Origin of the sequence: Ochrobactrum sp. S1502_03 (assembly GCF_044435015.1) — a bacterium.
Lineage (GTDB): Bacteria > Pseudomonadota > Alphaproteobacteria > Rhizobiales > Rhizobiaceae > Brucella > Brucella chromiisoli.
Map to the genome: position 1 here is coordinate 1 of NZ_JAYEXN010000044.1, position 23,539 is coordinate 23,539.

Consider the following 23,539-nt stretch of genomic DNA (forward strand, 5'->3'; position numbering starts at 1 on the left):
GCACTCGTTGCAGAAGGAAAATAGGTGGCCGAGTTTTACTCCGCCGAAGCGGGATTATCCCGCCACTTCCGTGGACTAATTTTGCACCGCCGCTCTCATGTTCAGGTGGACGTCTTTCGAAGTGGTCATCAGAAAAAGACATAGCAGCGCTACCCCAGTATTTGTCTCACGATCTCTAATTTCTCGTTCTGTGACTTGTTCAAAGCAATGCCGAAATGACGGCTTGTTTCTGAACACTTCCATTGCATCAATTTTTTAAAAGTTCCAGCGATATGCATTTTTCTTCGCGTGGTCGATGCCGTTTCTGGCGCGACAGTTGGAGTACCCCCCAGGGGGCGGTATGCGCTACTGGTACCACGTGGACCGGGCAACTTTGGCTTTGTCTGATTTGTCGTAAGACAAAGCCAAATTTGACCGACATTTATTTAACTATTACAATAAGTTACAGAGTTTAATTTTTCTAACCGTGATTTTAAGGCTTGACATAAAGAACCATGTAAATGACACTTACGGTAACGAATAACTGTGAGGTATTTTTAATGGAAAACGTAGTCAGCCTAGCCCAGTACCGGCCCTTCTTGGCCAATGTCTCCGCGTGTGTAGCGCCAGATGAAGACGCTGCAATACTCAACTTCGAACGAAGGCAGGTTGTCGTGAAAAGCAATGAACTCTTAATGCTCGAACGCTGCATAGCGAACTTAAAAAAGGGGCAGAACAAACAAGATGCTCAGGCCGTTTGGGAATGGCGCGACGAAATTGAAGTAATCGCGCTGCATACGGAGATACTGGACATTCGAGAGCAGTGCTTTGCGGTGTTACAGAATGATAAGCACATCACAAATTGAGCAGTGTCAATTGAGTATACCTCTAAGGAACCAAGTGAATTTGGTTCCGTAACGACCGCTTTACCACCCTAATCGAACCTACTGCCACGAAACCAATTAAAACGAACCAAGGGGTTACTTATGTTTGTTCGCGCATATCTTCGCGCAAGCACCAAAGAGCAAGACGCTTCGCGTGCAAAAGCTCAATTGGAGACATTCGCTCAAGATCACGGAATGAAAATTGCGGCTTTCTACACTGAAAATGAGAGCGGCGCTTTTTTGCATCGTCCCGAACTTATCCGCCTTCTCGATGATTGTAGCCCGAATGATATTTTGTTGGCTGAACAGGTCGACCGCTTAAGCAGACTCAATGAGGCCGACTGGCTATCTCTGAAACGGGAGATAGAAGCCCGTCAGTTGCGAGTAGTGGCCTTAGACCTCCCGACTTCCCACGTAATGCTTACTAAAGCGCACGATCAGTTTACGGGACGCATGTACGGCGCGTTAAACGCCATGATGCTCGATATGTTGGCGGCAATTGCCCGCAAAGATTACGAGGACAGGCGACGGCGACAGGCTCAAGGTATCGCTAAAGCAAAAGCTTCAGGGCGCTATAAAGGCCGCCCTTCAGATACGGATCGCAACGCCGCTATAATCCGCATGCTTCAAGCAAAGACCAGTTGGAACGATATTGTGAGTGCGACAGGCTGCTCACGCTCTACGCTGGCTAGACTGGCGAAACAAATGCGTGATCAGAAAGAGATTGCGCCATGAATGAAAAATACTACACGGAACCAGAAGTTGCGGAAATTCTTAGATGTTCTCCGTCAAAAATCAAACGGCTCCGTTTCCACGGGGAACTAACTTATGTGCCTGGTCGCCCGGTCTTAATATCAGAAGCCAGCCTCAACGAATATCTGGCAGCTATTACGATAGCTCGAAAGCCGCAACCGCAGCCACACGATAAATACGCCGCGAAAACAAAGGCTGATATTGAAGCTGCACGCCAATGGGCGTTGAACAAAGTTTTATTGTCCAAGCCACGTCCGAAGCCGAATAATCGCTAGATGCATAGAACGCAAGGGAGCCGCTAATGCAAGAGAATACCAATAGGCCAAAACTGTTAGTTCAGCAGGAAGTCGCCGAGTTATTAGGTTGTTCGTGCAGCACGGTTCAAAGGCTTAGGCTTACAGGCCGCCTAGAATATATGCCCGGTCGGCCCATTCTAATAACTGAAAAGGCTGTGCAAGATTATTTAGCACAGAAACAGGCCGATAAAGAGCAGCTTGAAAAACTGCGAAAGCGGGAGCTATCACCTAGGGGATGGGCGTTGATGGCTGCATTCCGCCAAAATAGACGCCGAACGCCAAAGTGTTAGTAGTTCCATATATCATCGGGGGAGCGGTGTTGCCACTAACGTTAGCTGAAAATGTCAATCACTTTCCCCACAGTTAGCTGTTGCTCCAGCCTCTTGATAGCATCGCTGAGTTGCGCTTGTGTCATTTCGTGGGGCTCTAGAGTTTCCTCGCGGTCCTTGCGTTCAAAGTAACCAGCAACGCGGAATATTGTAGCAGCGGCTGTAGCCCGAGCGGGGGCAGGCGCTTTTGGGTCATTGCAGACTGCAAGACTGGCGGCGTAAGCGGCGCGAACGCCTTCCGTGCGTATCTCATTCAGTAAGTCAATCTGAGTGTCAGCTGCACTATGTTTATTAATAGCCATTGAGCTTTCCTTAGCCAAAAATATCTGTTTCCGTTTGGGCTATCCGCTTTTGTAAAGCATCAATTGCGCTTTGTATTTCCTCGGCTTCTGGCGAGACGGGGCGCTCTTTTGAAAGGATTTTTCTGATCTCATCAGACTTGCGTTTTGTTTCGCGGAAGGCAGCTCTGACTTTCGGATCGCCAGGAGTGTGAGACTTTTGCCATTTTTGATAGCGCTCGTATTCGTCGGGCGTCATTGCATCGAGCCGGGCTTGGCGTGCCTTAGCCTCCTTCGCACGTTCAGAAAGTTTCCTGCAAAGCTTCTTCTCCGCATCAGAAGAACCGCTGGGCCAAATTGGCTTATGCCAGTTAACACCCTTGCCAGTTTTTCCGCCGTGGCGCCAACAACGGCCATTGGCCATCCCAACTTCTTGGCATGTCCCACCAGCGCGTGTTTTAGCTCCGCATTTTGGTACGATAGGCTTTACTTTCTTATGCCAATCCGTGAGCGCTTCTCGCGCTTGCACCCTCTGCTGGGTTACCGTTGTTCTGTTACCCATTTAAGTATTCCATTGCGTTAGGGGTATCGATAGACGCACTTAAAGCCGAATAAGTTATTCCGCTAAAACCTGGAAAAACGGGTGGGCTGGTTGACTGGTGGGTATATATATACCCCCACCAGTCGACCACCTTAGTCCGTGGGGTATTCACCACTTTTCACCACCTTTCACCACCCTGATTAAGCTATTGAAATATATCATTTTTAATGTCGCCACTTTTAGACCACCCTTCACCAGTTTTAAGAAAATTGTTCGATGATTTTTCAAAGGTGGTGGGCGCACTTTCACCAGACATCTTGTCCGGATTTAGCGCCCAGAAACCGCTCCGAGGCTTAACTACGAGCCGTTTCTTCTCCATTGAACGTAAACGGCTTCTGGCAGTATTCACCGAAACGGCAGCTTCGACTTGGTCTTCGTTGGAAGCCGTGGCGACCTGAGCAGCAGAAAAGCCGTTTGCAGTTGGGTTACGAGTAGCGAGCGTTCTCAATACTGCAATTGTTGCAGTTTCTGCCGCTGTAGGATTACCCACTGGCTTCTCAGCTTGGCTGACAAAACGTACCGTGCACGATGTGATAGGATCGCCGTCGGCATCAAAGTCTAGGACGACGCGCTCTAATGCAAATGGTCTGACGAAATTGCCATCCAAGTCCCGTTGTTTTGTGACTTTTATTTCATTATCGGCAATCTCAATTTCGGTGTCTGTGGCAGCACGTAAAAGGCTGTGACCTCGCGCGCCCCGTGTCCGGTCCTTTCCTGAATGATGCACTAACATGATGTGCGCGCTGGTCGCTTGACGTAATTTATCGATGTTCTTAATAAATGCGCCCATATCCGTAGATGCATTCTCATCACCGCCGGCGAGTGCTCTCGATAATGTATCCACAACGACAAACTTGACACTGCCATGGTTTCTTATTGTCGCTATCAGTGGCTGTAGATCAGCATCGGTACGCAAGAGGTTTATGCTAGACGGCAAGAAATGGAACCCGGCTTTCTCGGCAACGTCAGCGCCGTACCGCCTTTTCAATGCCTCTGCTCGTTTGTAGGCGCCGCCGCTGCCCTCGGCGGCGATGTATAGAACGTCCAACCGTGTAGTTCTACAGCCTGCCCAATCCAGACCCGCCGCGATTGAGAATGCTAAATCCATCGCTACGAATGTTTTGCCAACATTACTTTCGCCGTAAAGGACCGACAAAGCACCTTGATCAAGTAGCCCTTTTATAAGTGGTTTTGCGGAATGTTTTAACGCCTGTGAAGCGGCATACGAAAAGCTAACAAGCTCGAATAATTTTGTACTCTGTTTTTCGGCTGGCTGCTTCAAATCCGGCTGGTCGTCTCGGATAGGGTCAAACCAAAGCATGGGATCAAGCGGGACCAGAGGCGCACTAGCCTTCGCCCAACATCGGGCTATTTCGCGCCTAACTACGAAATCGTCCATTTCGTAGAGCATCTGTTTCCCAGTGGAAGTGGCATGTGGCCAAATCCAGAGAAGAGAGCCGTATTCGTCAATGGAGAAGCCCTTAGGCTTCAAATGATGCGCTAAACGAAAGCGTGCAGCCGATGCGTCCCTTTTCGTTTCGCCTTGTGGAACACCTGTTTCCCATAGAATTCGCAGCTTCGCATTGCATTCGAGAAGAATTTCAAATCGGTCGCGGAGTTCAGATGATAGATCGGCGTAGGAGGCAACCTGAGAAATTACGTTCAGGTCAATCTCTGCCTTTAAAGCCTCTATATCTTCATTATCAGTAGCGCCAGAATTTACAGCTATTGACGGGTAAAGTTGTTCTAGTTGGGAAATCTCATATTGATTAGCACTGTTAAACATCACCACTGAGCGCCGCTGTACGCGGCCTTTCTCAATTTTTGCAGCGTTCGGCAAGTTTTCAGTGCCTGGAAGTCGTAACAGGCGGTCGATGTTGAACGTCCCGGCATCGCCCTGGAAAGCTTCGATTAGCCCCTTGTTTTGCGCCTCGGCCAGAGCCGAGTTGGAAGCCTGCATCTTTGTCTTGTAAAACCAAAGCGCCTGAATGCCTCCCCCGCTGTCAATGATAATGGAAGGAGGTAACTCACTTTCGTTCAAGTCGCGTGCTAATTGTTTCAGTCTAGCTCGCTCTTTCTCTAGATGCTCTCTTCGGACAGCTACGTCAGTGGACGTACAATCGACAGGATCAATATCAACGTGCGCAACACGAATATTGCTGATGTGTTCTTTTTTCAGCTTTCCGTCGGGTGCTCCTGACAACGGCTCATTCGGGCTGAAATAGATGTTTTTCTTGCCATTGCGAGCGGCAACCCACTGACGAATGTCGTCCCAGGAACGGGGCGGGAAGGTGCGGCCCTCGGTACCACCGCGTAATGGGTCTATTGCAACAAGGTTGTGCCTGCCGTCACCGTCCAGCAACTGCAAAAAAGCGGTCGCAGCTTCGGCAGCTGATGCATCAGTATTTTTTGGGGTGTTCTGAACAGAGTTCAATGCAAGTCGCGTTTCTGTGACTTGCGAACTGAGAGCAACTGCTGGAGTTTTGGGCGCTTCGACCAGCGCGCGCTGCTCGGCGAAACTCAAGGCGGGTTGCTGATTGACACCGGATTTGTTAATTTGTTCAAACATCGAAGCCTATTCTGCCGACTTCACGCGGTACCGTGAGGTCGGCTTTATTTTGTGTTGTCCACCACTAAGCGCAGATAGCTTTTGGTCTGCTTGTTGCGCACTGGAAATGCTTTGTTTTCGGCCATTAGAAGCGCTTTTAAGCTTTCCGCGGTTACAAATAACCGGCCTTTGCCGCCGAAACGTTTGGTCTCCAATTTTCCTGAGATTGAACAATCTCGCGCCCAGGAATAGGAACGGCCAGCAAGTCTTGCCGCCTGCGTTAACGTAAGGAGATTATAATTTTTCAAGGTGTTAGGCATGTGGTTCTCCCGCAAACAGCCCTAGAAGGGTTGCTAAAAGGCGTGTTCATGCCCAGTCGAAAACTGGTACAATTTATTGAACAATAGTTTCCCCTAAACGGCGCCCGTGTTCGAATGTTCGGAGTTGTAGAACAACGCTGTAAACCAGAGCTGCGGCTTCTGCTGTCGTGGTTCCTGAACGCGAACAGTTTGCAAGAAAATACTTTTCAGTGCGCCTGGTAAAACACCTATTCACCCCTAAAATCTTGGCGGCTTTCTCATGTCGTTGGTTCGGCTTTTCACATGGACCGCAATCGAACATTGCTGCTAAGGTGCATAGTATCACCCACCTAGAAATGTCTTTTTTGGGCGCTAATCTTTCACGCGCCGTGGAGTTACGGTAAGCATTTTCACAAATCAGGTTGGTGAATTCGTCAAGCGTAGCCGTTCCGGTTAAACCGTCGGCTGCCCCGTTCCCGTCAATTTTCTTGATGGCGGGTATAACAAGTATGTCGCGCACATGCTGGCGGGGGAGCATCCACAGACGAGGCTCTTCTTTGCAGAGGGAGGCGAAGCTAATTTCTCGCAAAGCCGTCGTCGCATAATTAACGTCTGCGTCCCGCGACTGCGGGAAAAGTGATTTCGTATCTTCTTCAGACCATTTGTAAAACGGCTTCGTAGCGTCATACAATGCAATCAGATGATTTACGTAACGCTCCAGCTTTGATCCTTTTGGCGGCGCTTTGGTGATCGGACTAGAACCTCTACGCGCGCCACGCTTTTGTCTGATGTTGGCGACCAATGACATTAGGCGGCCTCCCGAACTTTTTCTGCCATCCATTCTTGGACTGCGTTCAGTGACCAGCGCGACGCGGCTCCAAATTTGATAGGCGCGGGAAATGCGCCCTGACGAATACGGGCATAAATAAAGGTCGCCTTGAAGCCGCAAATATCTGCAACCTCTTTAATTGATATAAATTTGTCCAATCTGCTCATATCAGCCTCACGTTTATTTAAGGGACTGAGCAAGGTTAACTACGAAGGAATACGCAAAGAAATGGGAGCCAAATAGGTATTAAGCCACCTTTAAGACCCTAAAAGCTTCCAGAAAGGGGGGTCATTCAACTGTTGGCGTTTTGGATGAGAGCCGCCATTCCTTAGTGCGTCAGCTTTAATCTGATTTACGGATTGACTGTAGTCAGTGCGCTGCTCGCGTTGTTCTCGCTTGAGGTCTCGCCAATAAGTCTCCCCTAAAGCGGGTCGGTCATGGGTTTGCAAAACCTGAATGAAAGCCTCTTTCGCTGAAAGTTTCCGTATTTCGGCTTCGTAAATTACGATGTCGTGTAAATCAGAGCGGGCCAGTGCCTTCAACTGGCGATAGGGGCGGCTACCTGCACCGCGTTTGTTTTTGCGCGGCTTAGGAAGTTCTATCGGCGGGTCGCCGTTGACAAGGTCGTAAACAATACTGAGAACTGTGTCTCTACCCGAATGAAAAGCCTCTCCAACTGCTGGAGCGAGATCGTAGAGTAGTTGACCAACTATCTCAGCGTTAATTTCGCGTATTATGTCTGCTCGGTCGTTACCTGGGCCTGTCCAAATAACCGTATCTCCTGCGTCTCTAGCTGATAATCTGCGAAGATGCATAGAAATCGCTGGCCCGAAGCATGCTCCTATTTGGCAGAAGAGGTTATAAATAGCCTCAGTTTCTGCTTCATCTGAAGGGTAGTTATTGAGCGCAATTTGAAAACGCTCAAATGCTTCTTTCAACGTTTCAATCTCTTGCACAAAAGATGTCATCCAAAAATCCCCAGCCCGTGCTTTCGCATAATTTCTATATCGTCGGCCCAATATTGTGCCATTCGTACGCGATCTTCCCAGTAAAGCGCTCGGTGGTAAGCGCGACGCACCTGGTCCGCGCCAACATGCGCCAACTCCGCTTCGATCGCATCGGCAGGCCATCGACCGCTTTCGTTTAACAAGGTGGATGCAGTAGCTCGGAAGCCGTGGCTGGTCATTTCATCTGCACCGAAGCCTAAGCGGCGCAGTGCACCGTTCAGCGTATTTTCGCTGATAGGGCGCTTCAGTGACTTGATCGACGGGAAAACAAGCTCGCCATCACCTGTCCTCTTGGCGAGTTCACGCAACAGAGACACAGCCTGCTTAGGCAAGGGTTTGATATGTTCGCGGCGCATTTTGGCGCGTGTTGCGGGGATAACCCATTTCGCGGCGTTCAGATCAAATTCTGACCACTGAGCTAAGCGCAATTCTCCCGGGCGGGGATAAAGCAGCGCCATCAGCTGAAGAGCGGCTTTCGTTTCCGCTGTACCGTCATAGGCCCAGATTGCTCGCAATAAACCGCCGAAGGCATCTCTATTCGTGATTGCGGGCCTGTGTGTCACGGTCGGCGCGATTAAAGCACCTCTTAACGCCCCGGTAGGATCATTCTCGGCTCTTGCAGTCGCTATGGCGTATCGAAAGACTTGACCTACTGTTGAACGAATGCGCCGGGCGGTTTCATAATTGCCTTCGGCTTCCACAGCGCGCAGTGGCTCCAAAACGTCAGCAGCCGATATTTCCGAAATTGGGCGGTTGCCAATGGAAGAGGAAACTAAACTCAACAGCCAGCGCTTTTTCGTCATCGTCGCGTCTGCTCGGCCTTCGCGCTTGAACTTTGCAAGCAGCTCAGCAGCGATTGCGTCAAACGTGTTAGTAGCGATGACTTGCTTTGCGCGACGCTCAACTTTGATCTGCTCGCCCGGATCGGTCCCGTTGGCCAACAGACTTTTCGCTTCGTCTCTTTTCTTACGAGCGTCTGACAACGTCACTGCGGGATACGCTCCGAAAGACAACAGCTTCTGTACGCCGTTGAAGCGATAGGCCAGGCGCCACAGCTTAGAACCTGTGGGGTTTACCAGCAGGTGCAATCCTCCTGCGTTGCTGTATTTTTTAGCGGTCGTCAGGGGCTTTAGGTTTTTCACAGCGGTATCGGTAAGCGCCATTGTTGGTATCGCCTTTCGCAGAAACGGCTCGAAAGCACGTCATACCAACAACAGTACCAACAAAATCCGCGACTGCAAGCGCATGGCTACGCACAAGGACGCACAGCGATATATGGGCTAGATAACAAAAAAGCCCGCGCAAGCGGGCTTTTTGGGGTGCTTCTGGACCTTGGTAGTGGTCTGAAGACTTGGAAATGGTGCCCAGAAGAGGACTCGAACCTCCACGCCCTTGCGAGCGCCAGCACCTGAAGCTGGTGCGTCTACCAATTCCGCCATCTGGGCGACGAGGACCGATCTAAGGGGTCGGCTTGCTTCTGTCAATCAAGATTTCACACTTCCATCAGCTTTTTTTCACATTGCTGATTTGAGTCGTTAAAAAGCTGGCTAACAGAGATTGGGCACGAATGCATAATTGCAGCCGCGCCCGAAAAATCATTATGCTGAAAGCACTTCCTTGGAAGCGACTGTCGAATCGGCGTTCAGCTTGTAGATGATTGGAACGCCCGTATTGAGTTCCTGCTTGAGGATCTCTTCCGGTGTCAGGCCATCAAGCGCCATGATGAGTGCGCGCAGCGAATTGCCGTGGGCAGCAACCAGAATGGTTTCACCGCGCAGTACATGTGGCTGGATGGTGTGCAGGTAATAAGGCCAGACGCGTGCGCCGGTGTCCTTCAGGCTTTCGCCGCCCGGAGGAGGGACGTCGTAAGAGCGGCGCCAGATGTGAACCTGCTCTTCGCCCCACTTTGCGCGTGCATCGTCCTTGTTGAGGCCCGAGAGATCGCCATAATCGCGTTCGTTCAAGGCCTGATTGCGGATTGTTTCGAGGCCGGACTGGCCGAGTTCGTCGAGAATGTGCTGGCAGGTGACCTGCGCACGCGACAGAGCCGAAGTGTATGCGAGGTCAAACTTGAGGCCGGCGGCCTTCAAACGCTGACCCGCAGCTTTCGCTTCGGCATGGCCCTGTTCGGTGAGGCCCGGATCGCGCCAGCCGGTAAAAAGGTTTTTGAGATTCCATTCGCTTTGGCCGTGGCGGACCAGGACGAGGGTACGAGACATCGCAGCACTCCGTTGGGATGAAAGATCAGTTAGTCGTTTAGCCCGAGAACATCGAGCATGGAATAAAGGCCGGGTTTCTTGCCGTGTGCCCAAAGTGCTGCTTTCACAGCGCCGCGCGCAAAGATCGTGCGGTCCTGAGCATGGTGAGCCAAGGTGATGCGCTCACCCTCTCCAGCAAATATCACCTCATGATCGCCGATAACCGAGCCGCCGCGCAGCGTCGCAAAGCCGATTGTGCCCTGTTCACGTGCCCCGGTATGACCGTCGCGCACGCGCACGCTTTTATCGAGAAGATTGATCGAGCGACCTTGCGCTGCGGCTTCACCAAGCAGAAGGGCGGTGCCGGACGGCGCGTCAACCTTGTGCTTGTGGTGCATTTCAAGGATTTCGATGTCGAAATCTTCAGGGCCGAGTGCTTGAGCCGCCTTTTTCACGAGGCCCGACAGCAAGTTGACGCCGAGGCTCATATTGCCGGATTTGACGATTGTTGCATGGCGTGCTGCGGCGCTGATCTTTTCTTCGTCTTCGTTGGAAAGGCCCGTGGTGCCGATAATATGTACGATACGTGCTTGCGCAGCGAGGCCTGCATAATTGAGCGTTGTTGCTGGTGTGGTGAAATCGAGTACGCCCTGCGCCTTTGCAAAAACCGGTAGCGGATCATCGGTGATCGTGACACCGAGCGTGCCGACGCCTGCAACGTCGCCTGCGTCTTTGCCAAGATATGGCGAGCCGGGACGCGCAATAGCGCCAGTGAGACGCGCACCGTCAATTGCCTGGATGGCGCGGATGAGAGCCTGTCCCATACGCCCATTGGCGCCCACAACAACGAGCCCGGTTTCTGCACTATCAGCCATTGGACTTTTCCTCTGTGCCAATGTTCCCGATGAGCATGTCATCCTTGCCGCTCTGAAGCTGATAGAAGCGGGCATAGACGCCGTTTTGTATCTTGATCAGGTCGTCATGACGACCGTCTTCAACCACATGACCGGCTTCCATGACAATGATGCGATCCGCGTTAACAACAGTGGAAAGACGATGCGCGATCACGATCGTGGTGCGCTCATGCATGATGTGATCAAGTGCCTGCTGCACACGCTTTTCTGACTCATTATCGAGTGCGGATGTCGCTTCGTCTAGCAGAAGCACAGGCGCATCCCGCACAATAGCACGCGCAATCGACACGCGCTGGCGCTGGCCACCGGAGAGCGTCACACCGTTTTCACCGACCGGCGTATCGTAGCCCTGCGGCTGCTGTAGAATGAACTCATGCGCATTGGCAAGTTTTGCCGCTTCGATAATTTCTTCCTGTGTCGCATCGGGGCGTCCGTAGCGGATATTATCGGCAATCGAACCTTCAAACAGATAAGGCTGCTGTGAAACATAAGCTATCGCATGGCGCAGCGAGTCTTTTGTGACTTTGGCGATATCCTGCCCATCGAACAGGATGCTGCCGTCTGTCAGATCGTAAAATCGCTGTACGAGATTGATGAGGGTGGACTTACCTGCTCCCGATGCTCCGACAATGGCGGTCGTTTGGCCTGCATTGGCGGTAAAACTCACACCATGCAGAACCGGTGCCACATCGCTGTAGGCAAAGTGGACATTCTGAAAATCGATTTCGCCTTTGCCGGGCTTGAGAGCCACTGCATCCGGCGCATCCCCCTGATTGGGTTCAATATCCAGCACTTCATAGATCATGCGTGCATTCACCAGTGCGCGCTCAAGACCAACCTGTAAACGGGCAAGACGGCGTGCCGGGTCATAGGCCAGCAACAAGGCGGTGATGAAGGCAAACATAGAGCCGGGCGGCTGCTGATTGAGAATCGCATTATAGCCGCTATAGGCCAGCACACCGGCAATGGCGAACCCTGCCAGAATTTCCGCAATAGGCGTTGTGCGTTCGGAAACGCGGGCAATCTTGTTGCTGCGGTTTTCGGCCTGATCAATGAGCGTGCTGATCTTGCCACGGAGTTGGTCTTCCATCGTGAAGGCTTTCACAATGGCGACACCCTGCACGGTTTCCTGCATGGCTCCCAGAAGATGGGAGTTGAGGTGGACAAGATCACGGGTCACAGATCGGATGCGGCGTGAAATATAGGAAACGGCCAGAACAAGTGGCGGACCGATGAGAAAAACCACTGTCGACATAAACGGATCGGTATAAAACATCATGCCGATAAGACCGATCAGCGCAACGAAGTCGCGCGCAATCGACGTGATTGTCATGTTGAGCAAATCGCGGATGCCGTTCACGTTCTGATTGATCTGGGCTGCAAGATGGCCCGAACGCGTATCATTATAAAAGTCGAGGCCGAGTTTAAGCAGATGGTCGAAGATGCGCTTCTGATAGCGCGCAACGAGGTTGTTGCCGATCTTGGCCAACTCGACAGCCTGAATATAACTCGAAAGTCCACGAAGCACGAAAATCCCGAGAATCGCGCCGCAGATAACCCAGATAAGACTGATCTTCTGCTCATAGAAAATCTTGTCGATCATCGGTTTCATCATATAGGCCAGCGCGCCATTGGAAGCGCCAACCAGCAGAGAAGCAGCAATCGCGATCGCGTAGCTTGCCTTATACTGGCTCGCGTTTTCCGACATCATGCGACGAATGACGCGTGTGGCTTCGCTCGGATCGATTTTCTTTTTTTTCTTTTTGAGTAGACTCACGGGCAAAGTGCTTTTTATCTGTCAGCCGCTGGCTGTCGTTGATCATGCATTTTCGCGTGTCTCTTTGGACAGGAAACGACAAAGGCTGCAATGGAACAATTCATTGCAGCGCTTCTATATCCTTATCTTCGCCGCTTGACTATGCCTCAGAAAAATCTGGGCCTGAGAAAGAGCATTGGCTCAGGCTCTGCGCCAGCGGCGGCCATGGGTTGAAACCTCAAATCGCGTTGGGGTACGGGCAAAGGCCGATAGTCCACTGAGCGCTGCAAGCGGATGCACGACCACACGAACCGGAATATCGCGCATGAAATGCGTATGCGGAGCCTTGTCTTCAAAGGCTGCGCGGAACGATCCTGCCTGTAGCGCGGAAAGAATGCGCTGCGGAATGCCGCCCGAAAGATAGACACCGCCATGTGCCTTGAAGATGAGGGCTAAATCGCCTGCGATACGGCCCAGATAGGTCACAAAAAGTTCAAGCGTTTCCACTGCTTGTGGGTTGCTGCCGTCCAGACCGGCCGCGGTTATGTCCGGCGGTGTGTCCAAAATGGGTGTTATTTTATCTGCCGCGCAGACTGCAAGATAGAGATTGCGCAGACCACGCCCACACAGAATCTGCTCTGCCGCAACACGCCCTTCGATGGTTTCGATATGCGGGAAGACCTGATAATCGCGTTCGCTGCGCGGACCAATATCAATGTGCCCCCCTTCGCCGGGAACCGGAACCCAGGCTTTCGTCGTGCGCACCAGACCCGCAACGCCAAGCCCTGTGCCCGGTCCAAGCACAACGCGGGTTGCAATGATTTCTTCATCATGCCCGCCAATCTGATGCAGATATTCTTTTTCAATTGAAACAACGGCAAGTGCCTGTGCTTCAAAATCATTGAGCACGGTCACGTCTTCAAAACCAAGATTGGCGATCATTTGTTTTGGACGCACAACCCAATCGCAATTGGTTAGATCAATTTCGTCACCATCGACGGGCCCGGCAACTGCCAAAATGGCAGAGCGGGGGCGAACGGAAGTATGGTTGAGCACGGTCTGCTCAATCGCATCGTCAATTGTTGCATAATCTGCAGTCTGCACCACAGGAAATTCTTTTGGCTCTGCATGAGAATCAATAAGCAGCGCAAAGCGGGCATTGGTTCCACCAATATCGCCGACGAGGACGGGAAACTTGAAACTCTGGTCAGCGTTGATCATGGTGTGCCTTGTTATTTCATTTTTTCTTATTATGCGCGGCTCGTGGCTGCGAAATGGGTTTAATCCAGGACGCGCACGAGCTTCTCAGCGGTGGCAGGATTAAGGGCCATTGGGATGTCATAGACGCTGCCCAATCGTGTGAGGGCTTTTACATCGACATCATGCGGGAGTGGCGAGAGCGGATCGATGAAGAAGATCAGGGCCTGCACCGTGCCTTCCGCAATCATTGCACCAATCTGCTGGTCGCCGCCAAGCGGGCCGCTTTTGACGCGATGAATATTAAGCGTTGGACATGCTTCCTGAATGAGTCCACCTGTGGTTCCGGTGGCCACGATATCATAATGCGACAAAGCCTTTTCATGGTTACGCGCGAAAGCAACCATCTCGTCTTTTTTCAGATCGTGAGCAATCAGTGCAATGCGCAGGCGTTTCGTCATGAGGTTGATAACCTTGTCATTTGCATTTTAAATCGGTTAAAGCCTATAGCGAAGCTAAGGGGCAGTGAAAAGCATGTTTTCTAATACACGCTCCAGACCCTAATTCTCAACAGATACTAGTTTGCCCCATAGATCACATCAGCGATTGAATCGGGCGAAGGGCCAGCGAGCACCGCCGCACAGGTCTTTGGCAAGTCGGATACCATGACCGGCTTTGGCTTCTTGGGTGGTTCTTTCGAAGGTTTGGCTGGCTTCCACGGTTCATCCGTAAACCACCATGCCAGCGATTTGTCGCAACCGTCACCCGCAGCCACCTTTGGCTGTGGTTTGCAATCGGGCGATCCCGGCTGGCAATACAGTCTGACGTGGAAATGATAAAAATGGCCCCAGTAGGGGCGCACCTTGCCAAGCCAGCTGCGGTCTCCTGTTACGGTGTCGCAAAGCTGCTTCTTGATGCCGGGATGCACAAAAATGCGTTCGACTTCAGGATAGCTTGCCGCATGCCGGATCAATGCCGTCCGGGCGGGTGTCCATTTTTGGGGATCAACATAAAGGGAATCGTTTTTAAGCATCGATACAGCCGACACGCTTTCGCGTTCTGCATCCGTAAAGCGCTTCTTCGGCATGGGTGTGAGCCAGATATCGGCATCCAGCCCGACCTGATGCGAGGCATGGCCCGTCAGCATGGGGCCACCACGTGGCTGCGAAATATCGCCGACCAGAAGACCCGGCCAGCCATCTTTCGCTGCATCACGCGAGAGCTTCTCCAGAAGGGCAATCGTGCGTGGGTGTCCCCAGTTGCGATTGCGCGAAAGCCGCATCACCTGCCAGTTCGGACCATCGACGGGAAGCGCGACGGCACCTGCCAAGCAGCCCTTGGCATAAAAGCCAATCGATTGCGGCTCTTGTGCGAGAACGGGAAGTTTCTTGCCGCCGAAGGCTTGTTTGGCGGGTATGTCCTGCGCCTGTACCTTCTGCGCGAGGTTCGGGGCAATCATCGCCGAAAGACAGGTTGCAAGGATGAAGCGTGACCAGAATTTTGACGTGGATTTCTTATCCATCGGGCCGTTCCCAAAAACTTTTGTTCGAATCATTCGAACCAATGTGCAGAATTATGCTTTGCCTTTATTCAAACGGCAATCAGCGCCATGTTTTCTCGTTCCACATGGCGGAAAACGCTATTTTATAATCAGGATAGAGGAATGTGTAGCCAAGATCTTTTATCCGACGGTTTGAAACGCGCTTGTTCTCGCCATAAAAGGACCGCGCCATCGGCGTCATATCGGCGTCTGCGAAGGAAACTTCTGGCGGTGGAACAACGCCCATCAGTTCCGCAGCATAGACCACGACATCCTGCGGCGGCGCAGGTTCATTATCAGTGATGTTGAAAGTGCCGCCGCTATTGGTGCCTGCCAGAAAGCGCAGACTTCCGGCAATATCTTCGACATGAATACGATTGAAGACCTGACCGTCCTTAATGATCCGGCGGGCGGTGCCGTTTTCAAGATTGATGAAGGCGTTGCGGCCCGGACCATAAATGCCCGACAGGCGTAAAAGTGCGACAGGCGTTCTATGGCGCTCGCTCAACGCTTCCCATGCGTTCTCTGCTTCGATCCGTTCCAGTGAGCGGCGGGATGCAGGCGCGCATTCAGCGGTTTCGTCAATCCAGTTGCCATCGTGATTGCCGTAAACACCCACAGTCGACAAATAGCCGATCCAGCGGATGGTGTTGCCGGGACGGCGCAGTGCTTCTTCAACGATTGCCAGTGATGGATCGCCGTTTTCGCGTGGTGAAATCGAAATCACCACATGGGTTGATTTTGCAAGGAGGTCGATCAGTTCAGGCGAGGCGGTCTCGCCATCAAAAATCATCGGCGCGATGCCGGATTTTTCGAGAAGCGGGAAATTCTGCTCGTTGCGGGTGGTGCCATCAATGCGCTCTGCCTCTCCAGTCATCAAGCGCGAAAAGGCTCTCGCAGAATAACCGGATCCAAACAGAAAAATGCGCATTCTAATCGTCCTCCAATTTCCACTCTGCGCGCACCGTATCATCCTCTTCGCGTGAGGCCAGACGATTCTTTAGAATTTTGAAATGTTCTGCATCGATGAGTTGCTTTAATGCCCAGACAGCAGCGCCGCGCACGACAGGTTCCGGGTCTTCAAGCAGGCTTTCCACGTGTAGCACCAGCGTCTCATCTTCCGAATTGCCTGCTGCAATCAGCACATTGCGTAAAAATCGGTCGCGACCGATGCGCTTGACGGGAGAACCGGAAAACAGCTTGCGGAAGCTCGGGTCATCAAGGGCGAGAAAATCAGCAAGCCTTGGAGCCTTGAGATCGTCACGCGCTTTCAGCTTCATTTCGCTGGTTGCCTGCGCAAACTTGTTCCACGGACAGACCGAAAGGCAATCGTCGCAACCATAGATGCGGTTGCCCATGGCTTTGCGAAATTCGTGCGGAATGGGTCCCTTATTCTCTATGGTGAGATAGGAAATGCAGCGGCCCGCATCAATCCGGTAAGGCGAGGGGAAAGCCTTGGTCGGGCAGGCATCGAGACAGGCACGGCAGGAACCGCAATGATCGCGATCCGGCTCATCGGGCGGAATGTCAGCCGTTGTGAAGATCGACCCAAGAAATAGCCAGGAACCGAGTTCCCGGCTGACCAGATTGGTGTGTTTGCCCTGCCAGCCAAGGCCAGCGGCCTGCGCCAGCGGCTTTTCCATCACAGGTGCCGTATCGACAAAGACTTTTACGTCCTGCCCGGCACGTGCGGCAAAGCGGCTGGCAATGTGCTTGAGCTTGCCCTTGATGATGTCGTGATAATCGCGGTTCTGCGCGTAGACCGAGATTGCTGCGCGGTCTTTGTGTTCAAGAATGTTCAGTGGGTTGCTGTCCGGGCCGTAATTCATGGCCAGCATCATGATCGAGCGAACCTCTGGCCAGAGAACGCTGGGGTTTGCCCGACGATCTTCGGTTTCTTCCATCCACAGCATATCGGCGTGATGGCCATCGGCAATATATTGCCGAAGACGTTGGGGTGCTTGCGGAATTGCATCCGGTGACGTGAAAGCCACCGCATCAAAGCCCACCGCCTTCGCTTCTTCAATCAGAAAGCGCTTAAGCTTTAGCTCTTTAGAGTCAGAAGTCGAGGTCGCCATAATGAGCCACTGGAGCTAGTCCGCGTACACGATCGGCCAGCAACGGGCGGAAAGCTGGGCGCGATTTCATGCGAGCGTACCAGTCGCGCGCGGCTTTTGTTTCCCCCCATTCGATTTCGCCAAGATAGTCGAGCACGGAGATGGATGCTGCTGCTGCCATATCAGCATAACTGGGATGACCGCCTGCCAGCCAGTCGCGTGTTGCGGCGAGCCAATCGATATACTTCATATGCTGGCGGATATTGGTGCGCGCGGCACGGATCGCTGTCGAATCGGGTGCACTGCCGCCCATTTCATCGGCCATCTGAAGCTTGAATACGCGTTCACGCGCGATGTGGCGGGTGACTTCGTTTTCGAGTTTGAGCAGAAACCAGTCGACAAGACGGCGCACTTCTGCGCGTTCCATAGGGCTTTCGGGCAAAAGACGACGACTGCGTTTCAAGGCGCCGCGTGTTTCATCAAGATATTCTGCAATGACGGTTGCACCAACAACCGGCAGATCGCGTTCAGCCAATAAGACAGGAAGCGTGGCTGCAGGGTTGAGCGCCAGAAATTCCTTGCGGCGCGACCAGGGACGCTCCTCAATCAGTTCGGCTTCAACATCATATTCACCGAGAATAAGCCGCACATAGCGTGAGCCTGAAGACATAGGATGATGAAAAAGCGTAAGCATAATCGACGCGGTACTCTCGACTGACAAGCTTTAAGTGATCTCCGATGAAGGCCTGTGGCTAGCATTTGCACTGGCAGCAGTTTATTTCTGCTGTCAGGCGATTCGAGCCACCTCAACGGAATGTTTAGTTTATAGGTGCTATGCTTGACTGAGACAAGCAATCGCTGGAAGCGTTTATTGTAGCACTTTCATGCTTAACAGCTCGTCAAGATGCGCCATTTTTATCCTGCCACCTTCTAAGGTACTGACTTCATGGAAATTTATAATCTTCTGGAAGCCGCTTTTCTCGGTCTTATCGAAGGTTTGACGGAATTCATCCCCGTTTCCTCAACAGGCCATCTGCTGCTGATCGGCCATTTTCTGGGCTTTGAATCAACTGGCAAGACCTTTGAAGTGCTCATTCAGCTCGGTGCGATCCTTGCAATCCTGAGTGTCTATTCGGCAAAGCTTCTCAAAATTCTGACCGATTTCCCACGTGATGCGCGCACACGCCGCTTTGTACTGGGTATTCTGGTGGCTTTTCTGCCAGCCGCTGTCATTGGCGCAATGGCGCACGGCTTTATCAAGAGCGTGCTGTTTGAAACACCGATGCTGATCTGCATCATGCTGATCATTGGCGGTTTCATTCTTTTGTGGGTTGATCAGTTGAATCTCAATCCGCGTTATCGTGATGTGATGGATTATCCGCTGCCGATTTGTCTGGCGATTGGCTTTGTGCAGTGCCTTGCCATGATCCCCGGCGTATCGCGCTCAGGTTCGACCATTGTTGGTGCGCTTCTGCTCGGTGCTGACAAACGATCAGCGGCGGAGTTTTCATTCTTCCTCGCCATGCCAACCATGGCCGGCGCTTTTGCCTATGACCTTTATAAAAGCCACAGCATGCTCTCGTTCAACGACACAGCGCAGATTGTCGTTGGCTTCATTATGGCCTTTATTTCAGGCGTATTCGTCGTGAAGCACCTACTTGATTATGTCTCGCGCCACGGTTTCAAACTGTTTGCATGGTGGCGTCTGATTGTCGGCGCACTTGGAATGGCTGCCCTATTGATTTGGGGGTAAGCCGAAAAGAGCGCATAAAAGAAAAGGGGCCTTTCGGCCCCTTTGTCTTATCTGCATCGATACTCACGCAAACCCGGTCTTGGTATACTGACCGGCAACGCGATAGCGCCAGAGATAGGCGGGAAGGATTGCATCCACCGCTTCTGGCTGAATGCCCATGCCCTGAAGCGTGCGCCCTTCCTTGGTGGCTTTTTCCGAAACCACATTGTCTGATTTCAGCAATGTCACCTGATCATTGGTGAGCAAAGGATTTGGCAGCAAGCTAAGAACCGATGCCTGAAGGCGAGCCACCCACCAGGGCATAGAGACGATGATGCGCTTGCGGGCGATGACGCCGAGCATATCTTTCATCCAGTTCTTGAATGGCTGTACGTCTGGACCGCCCAGTTCATAAACCGCACCCGGTGTCAGCTTGCCATCAACGGCGTGTGCAACAGCTTCCGCAACATCGCCGACATAGACTGGCTGAAGTTTTGTTTCGCCGCCGCCGATAACCGGCAGGAACGGCGAGAAGCGCGCCATATTGGCGAAGCGGTTGAAAAAGCGGTCTTCATGGCCGAAAATGATCGACGGACGCAGGATAACTGTACCCGGCAGGACCGAAAGAACCGCCTTTTCGCCCTCTGCCTTGGTGCGGGCGTAGTCAGACTTCGAATTGGCATCGGCCGCCAGTGACGAAAGATGCGTCAGCTTGAGGCCCGCTGCCTTTGTGGCTTCGGCGATGTTCTTTGGACCCAGCACTTGAACGCTGTTGAAGCGCTGCTTGCCGCCTTCAGCAAGAATGCCAACAAGATTGATAACGTGATCTGCACCCATGATGGCGCGCTCAACCGAGCCGCGATGGCGTACATTGGCCTGAACCATCTGAATCTGGCCGACATTGCCGAGTGGCGCCATATAATAAGCAATCTCCGGCTTGCGCACGGCAACGCGCACACGATAGCCACGCTTGGTGAGGCTGGCTACGACCGCGCGCCCAACAAAGCCAGAGCCGCCGAAAACGGTGACCAGTTTTGGTCTGTTGTGAACTTCGTTCGGTTCGGTCTTCATCCTGAACTCCTGCATGAAAGCCCTATTATAGTGCCGGACATGATGATTACGGCATGTTTTCTGACGGTGATTTATCGCCTTTTGGCAACAACGCAAAGGGGACTTGTTGTCACGATTGCGACAAAGGCTGCTTTTCCCGTATTAAACGCGCAATACCGCTTTGAGATTTCGCGGCTTACTGGTAAATCGCGCGCATGAGCACACCACTTGACCATATTCGCAATTTTTCGATCGTCGCCCATATCGACCACGGCAAATCGACGCTGGCCGACCGCCTCATTCAATTGACCGGCGGGCTGGACACGCGTGAGATGAAGGACCAGGTCCTCGACTCGATGGATATCGAGCGCGAGCGCGGCATCACCATCAAAGCCCAGACCGTTCGTCTTACCTATAAGGCGAAGAACGGCGAGGACTATGTGCTGAACCTTATCGACACCCCCGGACACGTCGACTTCGCCTATGAAGTTTCGCGTTCGCTGGCTGCGTGCGAAGGTTCGCTTCTGGTGGTGGATGCCTCACAGGGCGTGGAAGCGCAGACGCTGGCCAATGTCTATCAGGCCATCGACAACAACCACGAGATCGTGGTGGTTCTGAACAAGGTCGATCTTCCCGCAGCCGAGCCTGAGCGGGTTCAGAGCCAGATCGAAGAAGTGATCGGCATTGATGCAAGCAAGGCCGTGATGATCTCGGCCAAAACTGGCCTCGGTATTCCTGATGTGCTGGAAGCGATCGTCGAGCAGCTGCCGCCGCCGAAAGAGGGCGATCGTAACGCACCGCTGAAAGCCATGCTGGTGGATAGCTGGTATGACAGTTACTTGGGCGTTATCGTGCTGGTTCGCGTTATCGACGGTGTGCTGAAAAAGGGCCAGACCATCCGCATGATGGGTACAGGCGCGAAATATCCGGTTGAACGCACGGGCGTCTTCACGCCGAAAATGGTTCAGATGGATGAACTCGGACCGGGTGAACTGGGCTTCATCACCGCTTCCATCAAGGAAGTGGCGGATACCCGCGTCGGTGATACAATCACCGAAGACCGCCGCCCGACCGAAAAGGCTCTGTCCGGTTTCAAGCCTGCGCAGCCGGTTGTGTTCTGTGGATTATTCCCGGTTGATGCAGCTGACTTTGAAGACCTGCGCGCTGCGATGGGCAAGCTGCGTCTCAATGATGCGTCGTTCTCGTTTGAGATGGAAACCTCTGCGGCACTGGGTTTTGGCTTCCGCTGCGGGTTCCTCGGGCTTCTGCATCTTGAAATTATTCAGGAACGTCTTGAGCGTGAGTTTGATCTCGACCTGATCACGACGGCGCCTTCGGTTGTCTATCGCCTGAATATGCAGGACGGTTCGCAGAAAGAGCTGCACAATCCGGCTGATATGCCGGATGTGGTCAAGATCGAAGCGATTGAAGAACCGTGGATTCGCGCAACCATCATGACGCCAGATGATTATCTCGGTGCGATCATGAAGCTCTGTCAGGAGCGTCGCGGCCTCCAGATCGATCTGACCTATGTTGGCCCGCGTGCGATGATCACCTATGATCTGCCGCTCAATGAAGTCGTGTTCGATTTCTATGATCGCCTGAAGTCGATCTCGAAGGGCTATGCTTCGTTCGACTATAACCTCTCGGATTACCGTGAAGGCGATCTGGTTAAGATGTCGATCTTGGTGAATGAAGAGCCGGTTGACGCGCTTTCGATGCTGGTTCACCGTTCGGCTGCTGAAAAGCGTGGCCGCGCGTTGTGTGAAAAGCTCAAAGAGCTGATCCCGCAGCACATGTTCAAGATACCGATTCAGGCAGCCATTGGCGGCCGTATCGTTGCGCGCGAAACCATTTCGGCCCTGCGCAAGGACGTGACGGCCAAGTGCTACGGTGGCGATATTTCGCGTAAGCGCAAACTTCTGGACAAGCAGAAGGAAGGCAAAAAGCGCATGCGCCAGTTCGGCAAGGTGGAAATCCCGCAAGAGGCCTTCATTCAGGCCCTCAAGATGGGTGATGATTGATCCTGGGTTTGTTTTAAAGAGGCGCTTCGGCGCCTCTTCTTTTTTATAATATTACTTTATTATCTTTAAAGGAGATATTTATGTTTGGACTGCTGAGAGCTGCAATCGAGTTCTTAAACTCAGCCCTAAATCTTTTTATGAACCGATCAGAGAAGCAAGACGAAAGCCGCCGAACGAAAGAGCAGCAAGCTTGGCAGTGGTTGGATTATCACTTGCCTGCTCTAGAAAACGCCGCGCAAGATGCATATTCCTTCATCTTGAAGAAGTCATCTGCGCAAGTTTTGCTGGATTATGCGGGAGCAACTTATCCCTTTGTTGAAAAGCTGAGTACTTTCCCATCAGACGACCGAAATGCCATCAAAGTCAATTTTCTGAAGCTTCGTGGTAAAGAATCCAAGAGAGGCTGGGCCAAGTGCAATTCTTATGTGAAACTATGGCGAAAATGCGTGGGACAGTTTCCTGCTGATTTGCCTGATTTGCCATACGATATTGAGAAGTTTGACAAGGTTTATCGAGTCTTTGTTACGGTGACCGGAACGAAGTAAGACGGAGGTACTGAAAATGTTTCCCGCAATCTCCATCACCTACTGCACGCAATGCAATTGGATGCTGCGGGCAGCGTGGCTGGCGCAGGAGTTGTTGCAAACGTTCGGACAGGACTTGAGTGAGGTGGCGCTGCGGCCCGGCACCGGTGGCGTGTTTGAAATCCATCTTTATATGCAGAACGGTCAGGACGAATTGATCTGGGAGCGCAAGCGTGATGGTGGTTTTCCCGAAGCCAAGGTGTTGAAGCAGCGCGTGCGCGATCTAGTCTGGCCTGATCGTGATCTCGGACATTCGGACAGCAAGCCAAAGCCGGAATAAGATAAAGCCCGCAAGTTGCGGGTTTTTGTTTATCTAAGTTGCAATCGAAATTGCTCTTGCTTGATTACAGAACGCACGCTTGCGTTATCGTTGATACTGCACAGGTTCGCATTTTCTTTTGTGCAAAAAAACCCAATAAATTGCCGCCCGAGTGAACGTTAGGCTTGTCAGCCGCGATAGGAGCGCTTATGCCAATTATGTAACGATATTACATAACAAATTGATGCAAGAGAGAGAACAAATATGGTAAAATTACTTGCTTCGCTTGGCTTTTGCGCGGCTATGGTTGTTTCAGCTCCGGCCCTTGTTGGTTTTCACGCGGAACTGAGCCGGTTTTTTCACCGAGAATTGAGCCACCTTCGAGTATGTTTTTCAGATCATGGTTTGGTCAAGGGATTGGGTTT

General features: G+C 52.2%; 26 protein-coding genes and 1 tRNA gene. 8 read left to right on the forward strand and 19 right to left on the reverse strand.

Annotated features, from left to right (window positions below; genetic code table 11):
- Positions 1–539 precede the first annotated feature (539 nt).
- The 4 genes from VBH83_RS17530 (at position 540) to VBH83_RS17545 (ending at position 2,202) form a co-directional block, all read left to right on the forward strand.
- On the forward strand, positions 540–845 hold the full coding sequence (locus VBH83_RS17530; protein ID WP_396998884.1) for a hypothetical protein: 306 nt from the start codon (positions 540–542) through the stop codon (positions 843–845).
- A gap of 120 nt (positions 846–965) precedes the next feature.
- Positions 966–1,598, forward strand: a complete 633-nt coding sequence (locus VBH83_RS17535; RefSeq protein ID WP_396998886.1) for a recombinase family protein — start codon at positions 966–968, stop codon at positions 1,596–1,598.
- Entirely contained in the window at positions 1,595–1,891 is a 297-nt protein-coding gene (locus VBH83_RS17540; protein WP_396998888.1) for a helix-turn-helix domain-containing protein, read from the forward strand. The genes VBH83_RS17535 and VBH83_RS17540 overlap by 4 nt, the downstream gene beginning before the upstream one ends.
- Before the next feature lie 26 nt (positions 1,892–1,917).
- Positions 1,918–2,202: a helix-turn-helix domain-containing protein gene (locus tag VBH83_RS17545; RefSeq protein WP_396998890.1), complete on the forward strand. Its 285-nt coding sequence runs from the start codon at positions 1,918–1,920 to the stop codon at positions 2,200–2,202.
- 41 nt (positions 2,203–2,243) lie between these two features.
- Here the strand turns inward: VBH83_RS17545 and VBH83_RS17550 are convergent, their stop codons facing one another.
- The 18 genes from VBH83_RS17550 to VBH83_RS17635 all read right to left on the reverse strand — a co-directional run bounded on the left by VBH83_RS17550 (position 2,244) and on the right by VBH83_RS17635 (position 18,159).
- Complete coding sequence (locus VBH83_RS17550; protein WP_396998892.1) at positions 2,244–2,543, reverse strand: hypothetical protein; 300 nt, start codon at positions 2,541–2,543, stop codon at positions 2,244–2,246.
- 10 nt (positions 2,544–2,553) lie between these two features.
- Positions 2,554–3,081: a hypothetical protein gene (locus VBH83_RS17555; RefSeq protein ID WP_396998894.1), complete on the reverse strand. Its 528-nt coding sequence runs from the start codon at positions 3,079–3,081 to the stop codon at positions 2,554–2,556.
- Between the two features lie 184 nt (positions 3,082–3,265).
- Positions 3,266–5,689, reverse strand: coding sequence for an AAA family ATPase (locus VBH83_RS17560; protein WP_396998896.1), 2,424 nt, complete (start codon positions 5,687–5,689; stop codon positions 3,266–3,268).
- Between the two features lie 44 nt (positions 5,690–5,733).
- Entirely contained in the window at positions 5,734–5,988 is a 255-nt protein-coding gene (locus VBH83_RS17565; RefSeq protein ID WP_396998912.1) for a hypothetical protein, read from the reverse strand.
- A 73-nt stretch (positions 5,989–6,061) separates the two neighbouring features.
- Positions 6,062–6,775, reverse strand: coding sequence for a hypothetical protein (locus VBH83_RS17570; RefSeq protein WP_396998898.1), 714 nt, complete (start codon positions 6,773–6,775; stop codon positions 6,062–6,064).
- Entirely contained in the window at positions 6,775–6,963 is a 189-nt protein-coding gene (locus VBH83_RS17575) for a helix-turn-helix transcriptional regulator (RefSeq protein ID WP_396998900.1), read from the reverse strand. Before VBH83_RS17575 ends, VBH83_RS17570 begins: the two co-directional genes overlap by 1 nt.
- Before the next feature lie 90 nt (positions 6,964–7,053).
- On the reverse strand, positions 7,054–7,764 hold the full coding sequence (locus tag VBH83_RS17580; RefSeq protein WP_396998902.1) for a hypothetical protein: 711 nt from the start codon (positions 7,762–7,764) through the stop codon (positions 7,054–7,056).
- Positions 7,761–8,966, reverse strand: a complete 1,206-nt coding sequence (locus tag VBH83_RS17585; RefSeq protein WP_396998904.1) for a tyrosine-type recombinase/integrase — start codon at positions 8,964–8,966, stop codon at positions 7,761–7,763. Before VBH83_RS17585 ends, VBH83_RS17580 begins: the two co-directional genes overlap by 4 nt.
- A 195-nt stretch (positions 8,967–9,161) precedes the next feature.
- Positions 9,162–9,248: transfer RNA gene (locus VBH83_RS17590), tRNA-Leu, on the reverse strand.
- 153 nt (positions 9,249–9,401) lie between these two features.
- On the reverse strand, positions 9,402–10,022 hold the full coding sequence (locus VBH83_RS17595) for a 2,3-bisphosphoglycerate-dependent phosphoglycerate mutase (RefSeq protein WP_265982877.1): 621 nt from the start codon (positions 10,020–10,022) through the stop codon (positions 9,402–9,404).
- Positions 10,023–10,051: 29 nt separating this feature from the next.
- Positions 10,052–10,876: a 4-hydroxy-tetrahydrodipicolinate reductase gene (gene dapB, locus VBH83_RS17600; protein WP_265982878.1), complete on the reverse strand. Its 825-nt coding sequence runs from the start codon at positions 10,874–10,876 to the stop codon at positions 10,052–10,054.
- The gene (locus VBH83_RS17605; RefSeq protein ID WP_396998907.1) at positions 10,869–12,692 is read right to left on the reverse strand and encodes an ABC transporter ATP-binding protein; all 1,824 of its coding nucleotides are present in this window, start codon (positions 12,690–12,692) and stop codon (positions 10,869–10,871) included. Before VBH83_RS17605 ends, dapB begins: the two co-directional genes overlap by 8 nt.
- Positions 12,693–12,872: 180 nt before the next feature.
- On the reverse strand, positions 12,873–13,892 hold the full coding sequence (locus tag VBH83_RS17610) for a glucokinase (RefSeq protein WP_265982880.1): 1,020 nt from the start codon (positions 13,890–13,892) through the stop codon (positions 12,873–12,875).
- 59 nt (positions 13,893–13,951) lie between these two features.
- On the reverse strand, positions 13,952–14,329 hold the full coding sequence (locus VBH83_RS17615; protein WP_265982881.1) for a methylglyoxal synthase: 378 nt from the start codon (positions 14,327–14,329) through the stop codon (positions 13,952–13,954).
- A gap of 116 nt (positions 14,330–14,445) precedes the next feature.
- Positions 14,446–15,390: a penicillin-insensitive murein endopeptidase gene (gene mepA, locus VBH83_RS17620; RefSeq protein WP_265982883.1), complete on the reverse strand. Its 945-nt coding sequence runs from the start codon at positions 15,388–15,390 to the stop codon at positions 14,446–14,448.
- 79 nt (positions 15,391–15,469) lie between these two features.
- Entirely contained in the window at positions 15,470–16,339 is an 870-nt protein-coding gene (locus VBH83_RS17625; protein ID WP_265982884.1) for an SDR family oxidoreductase, read from the reverse strand.
- Between the two features lies 1 nt (position 16,340).
- Positions 16,341–17,486: a tRNA epoxyqueuosine(34) reductase QueG gene (queG, locus tag VBH83_RS17630; RefSeq protein ID WP_265982885.1), complete on the reverse strand. Its 1,146-nt coding sequence runs from the start codon at positions 17,484–17,486 to the stop codon at positions 16,341–16,343.
- Positions 17,467–18,159: a glutathione S-transferase family protein gene (locus VBH83_RS17635; RefSeq protein WP_265983836.1), complete on the reverse strand. Its 693-nt coding sequence runs from the start codon at positions 18,157–18,159 to the stop codon at positions 17,467–17,469. Before VBH83_RS17635 ends, queG begins: the two co-directional genes overlap by 20 nt.
- A gap of 252 nt (positions 18,160–18,411) precedes the next feature.
- Here VBH83_RS17635 and VBH83_RS17640 point away from each other — a divergent pair, with 252 nt between their 5' ends.
- The gene (locus VBH83_RS17640; RefSeq protein WP_265982887.1) at positions 18,412–19,218 is read left to right on the forward strand and encodes an undecaprenyl-diphosphate phosphatase; all 807 of its coding nucleotides are present in this window, start codon (positions 18,412–18,414) and stop codon (positions 19,216–19,218) included.
- Between the two features lie 63 nt (positions 19,219–19,281).
- Here the strand turns inward: VBH83_RS17640 and VBH83_RS17645 are convergent, their stop codons facing one another.
- Positions 19,282–20,268, reverse strand: a complete 987-nt coding sequence (locus tag VBH83_RS17645; protein WP_265982888.1) for a complex I NDUFA9 subunit family protein — start codon at positions 20,266–20,268, stop codon at positions 19,282–19,284.
- Positions 20,269–20,462: 194 nt separating this feature from the next.
- Between VBH83_RS17645 and lepA the strand changes: the two genes are divergently transcribed.
- The 3 genes from lepA to VBH83_RS17660 all read left to right on the forward strand — a co-directional run bounded on the left by lepA (position 20,463) and on the right by VBH83_RS17660 (position 23,135).
- Complete coding sequence (lepA, locus tag VBH83_RS17650) at positions 20,463–22,271, forward strand: translation elongation factor 4 (RefSeq protein ID WP_265982889.1); 1,809 nt, start codon at positions 20,463–20,465, stop codon at positions 22,269–22,271.
- 80 nt (positions 22,272–22,351) lie between these two features.
- Positions 22,352–22,816, forward strand: a complete 465-nt coding sequence (locus VBH83_RS17655; protein ID WP_265982890.1) for a hypothetical protein — start codon at positions 22,352–22,354, stop codon at positions 22,814–22,816.
- Between the two features lie 16 nt (positions 22,817–22,832).
- Positions 22,833–23,135, forward strand: a complete 303-nt coding sequence (locus tag VBH83_RS17660; RefSeq protein WP_265982892.1) for a SelT/SelW/SelH family protein — start codon at positions 22,833–22,835, stop codon at positions 23,133–23,135.
- Positions 23,136–23,539: the final 404 nt, after the last annotated feature.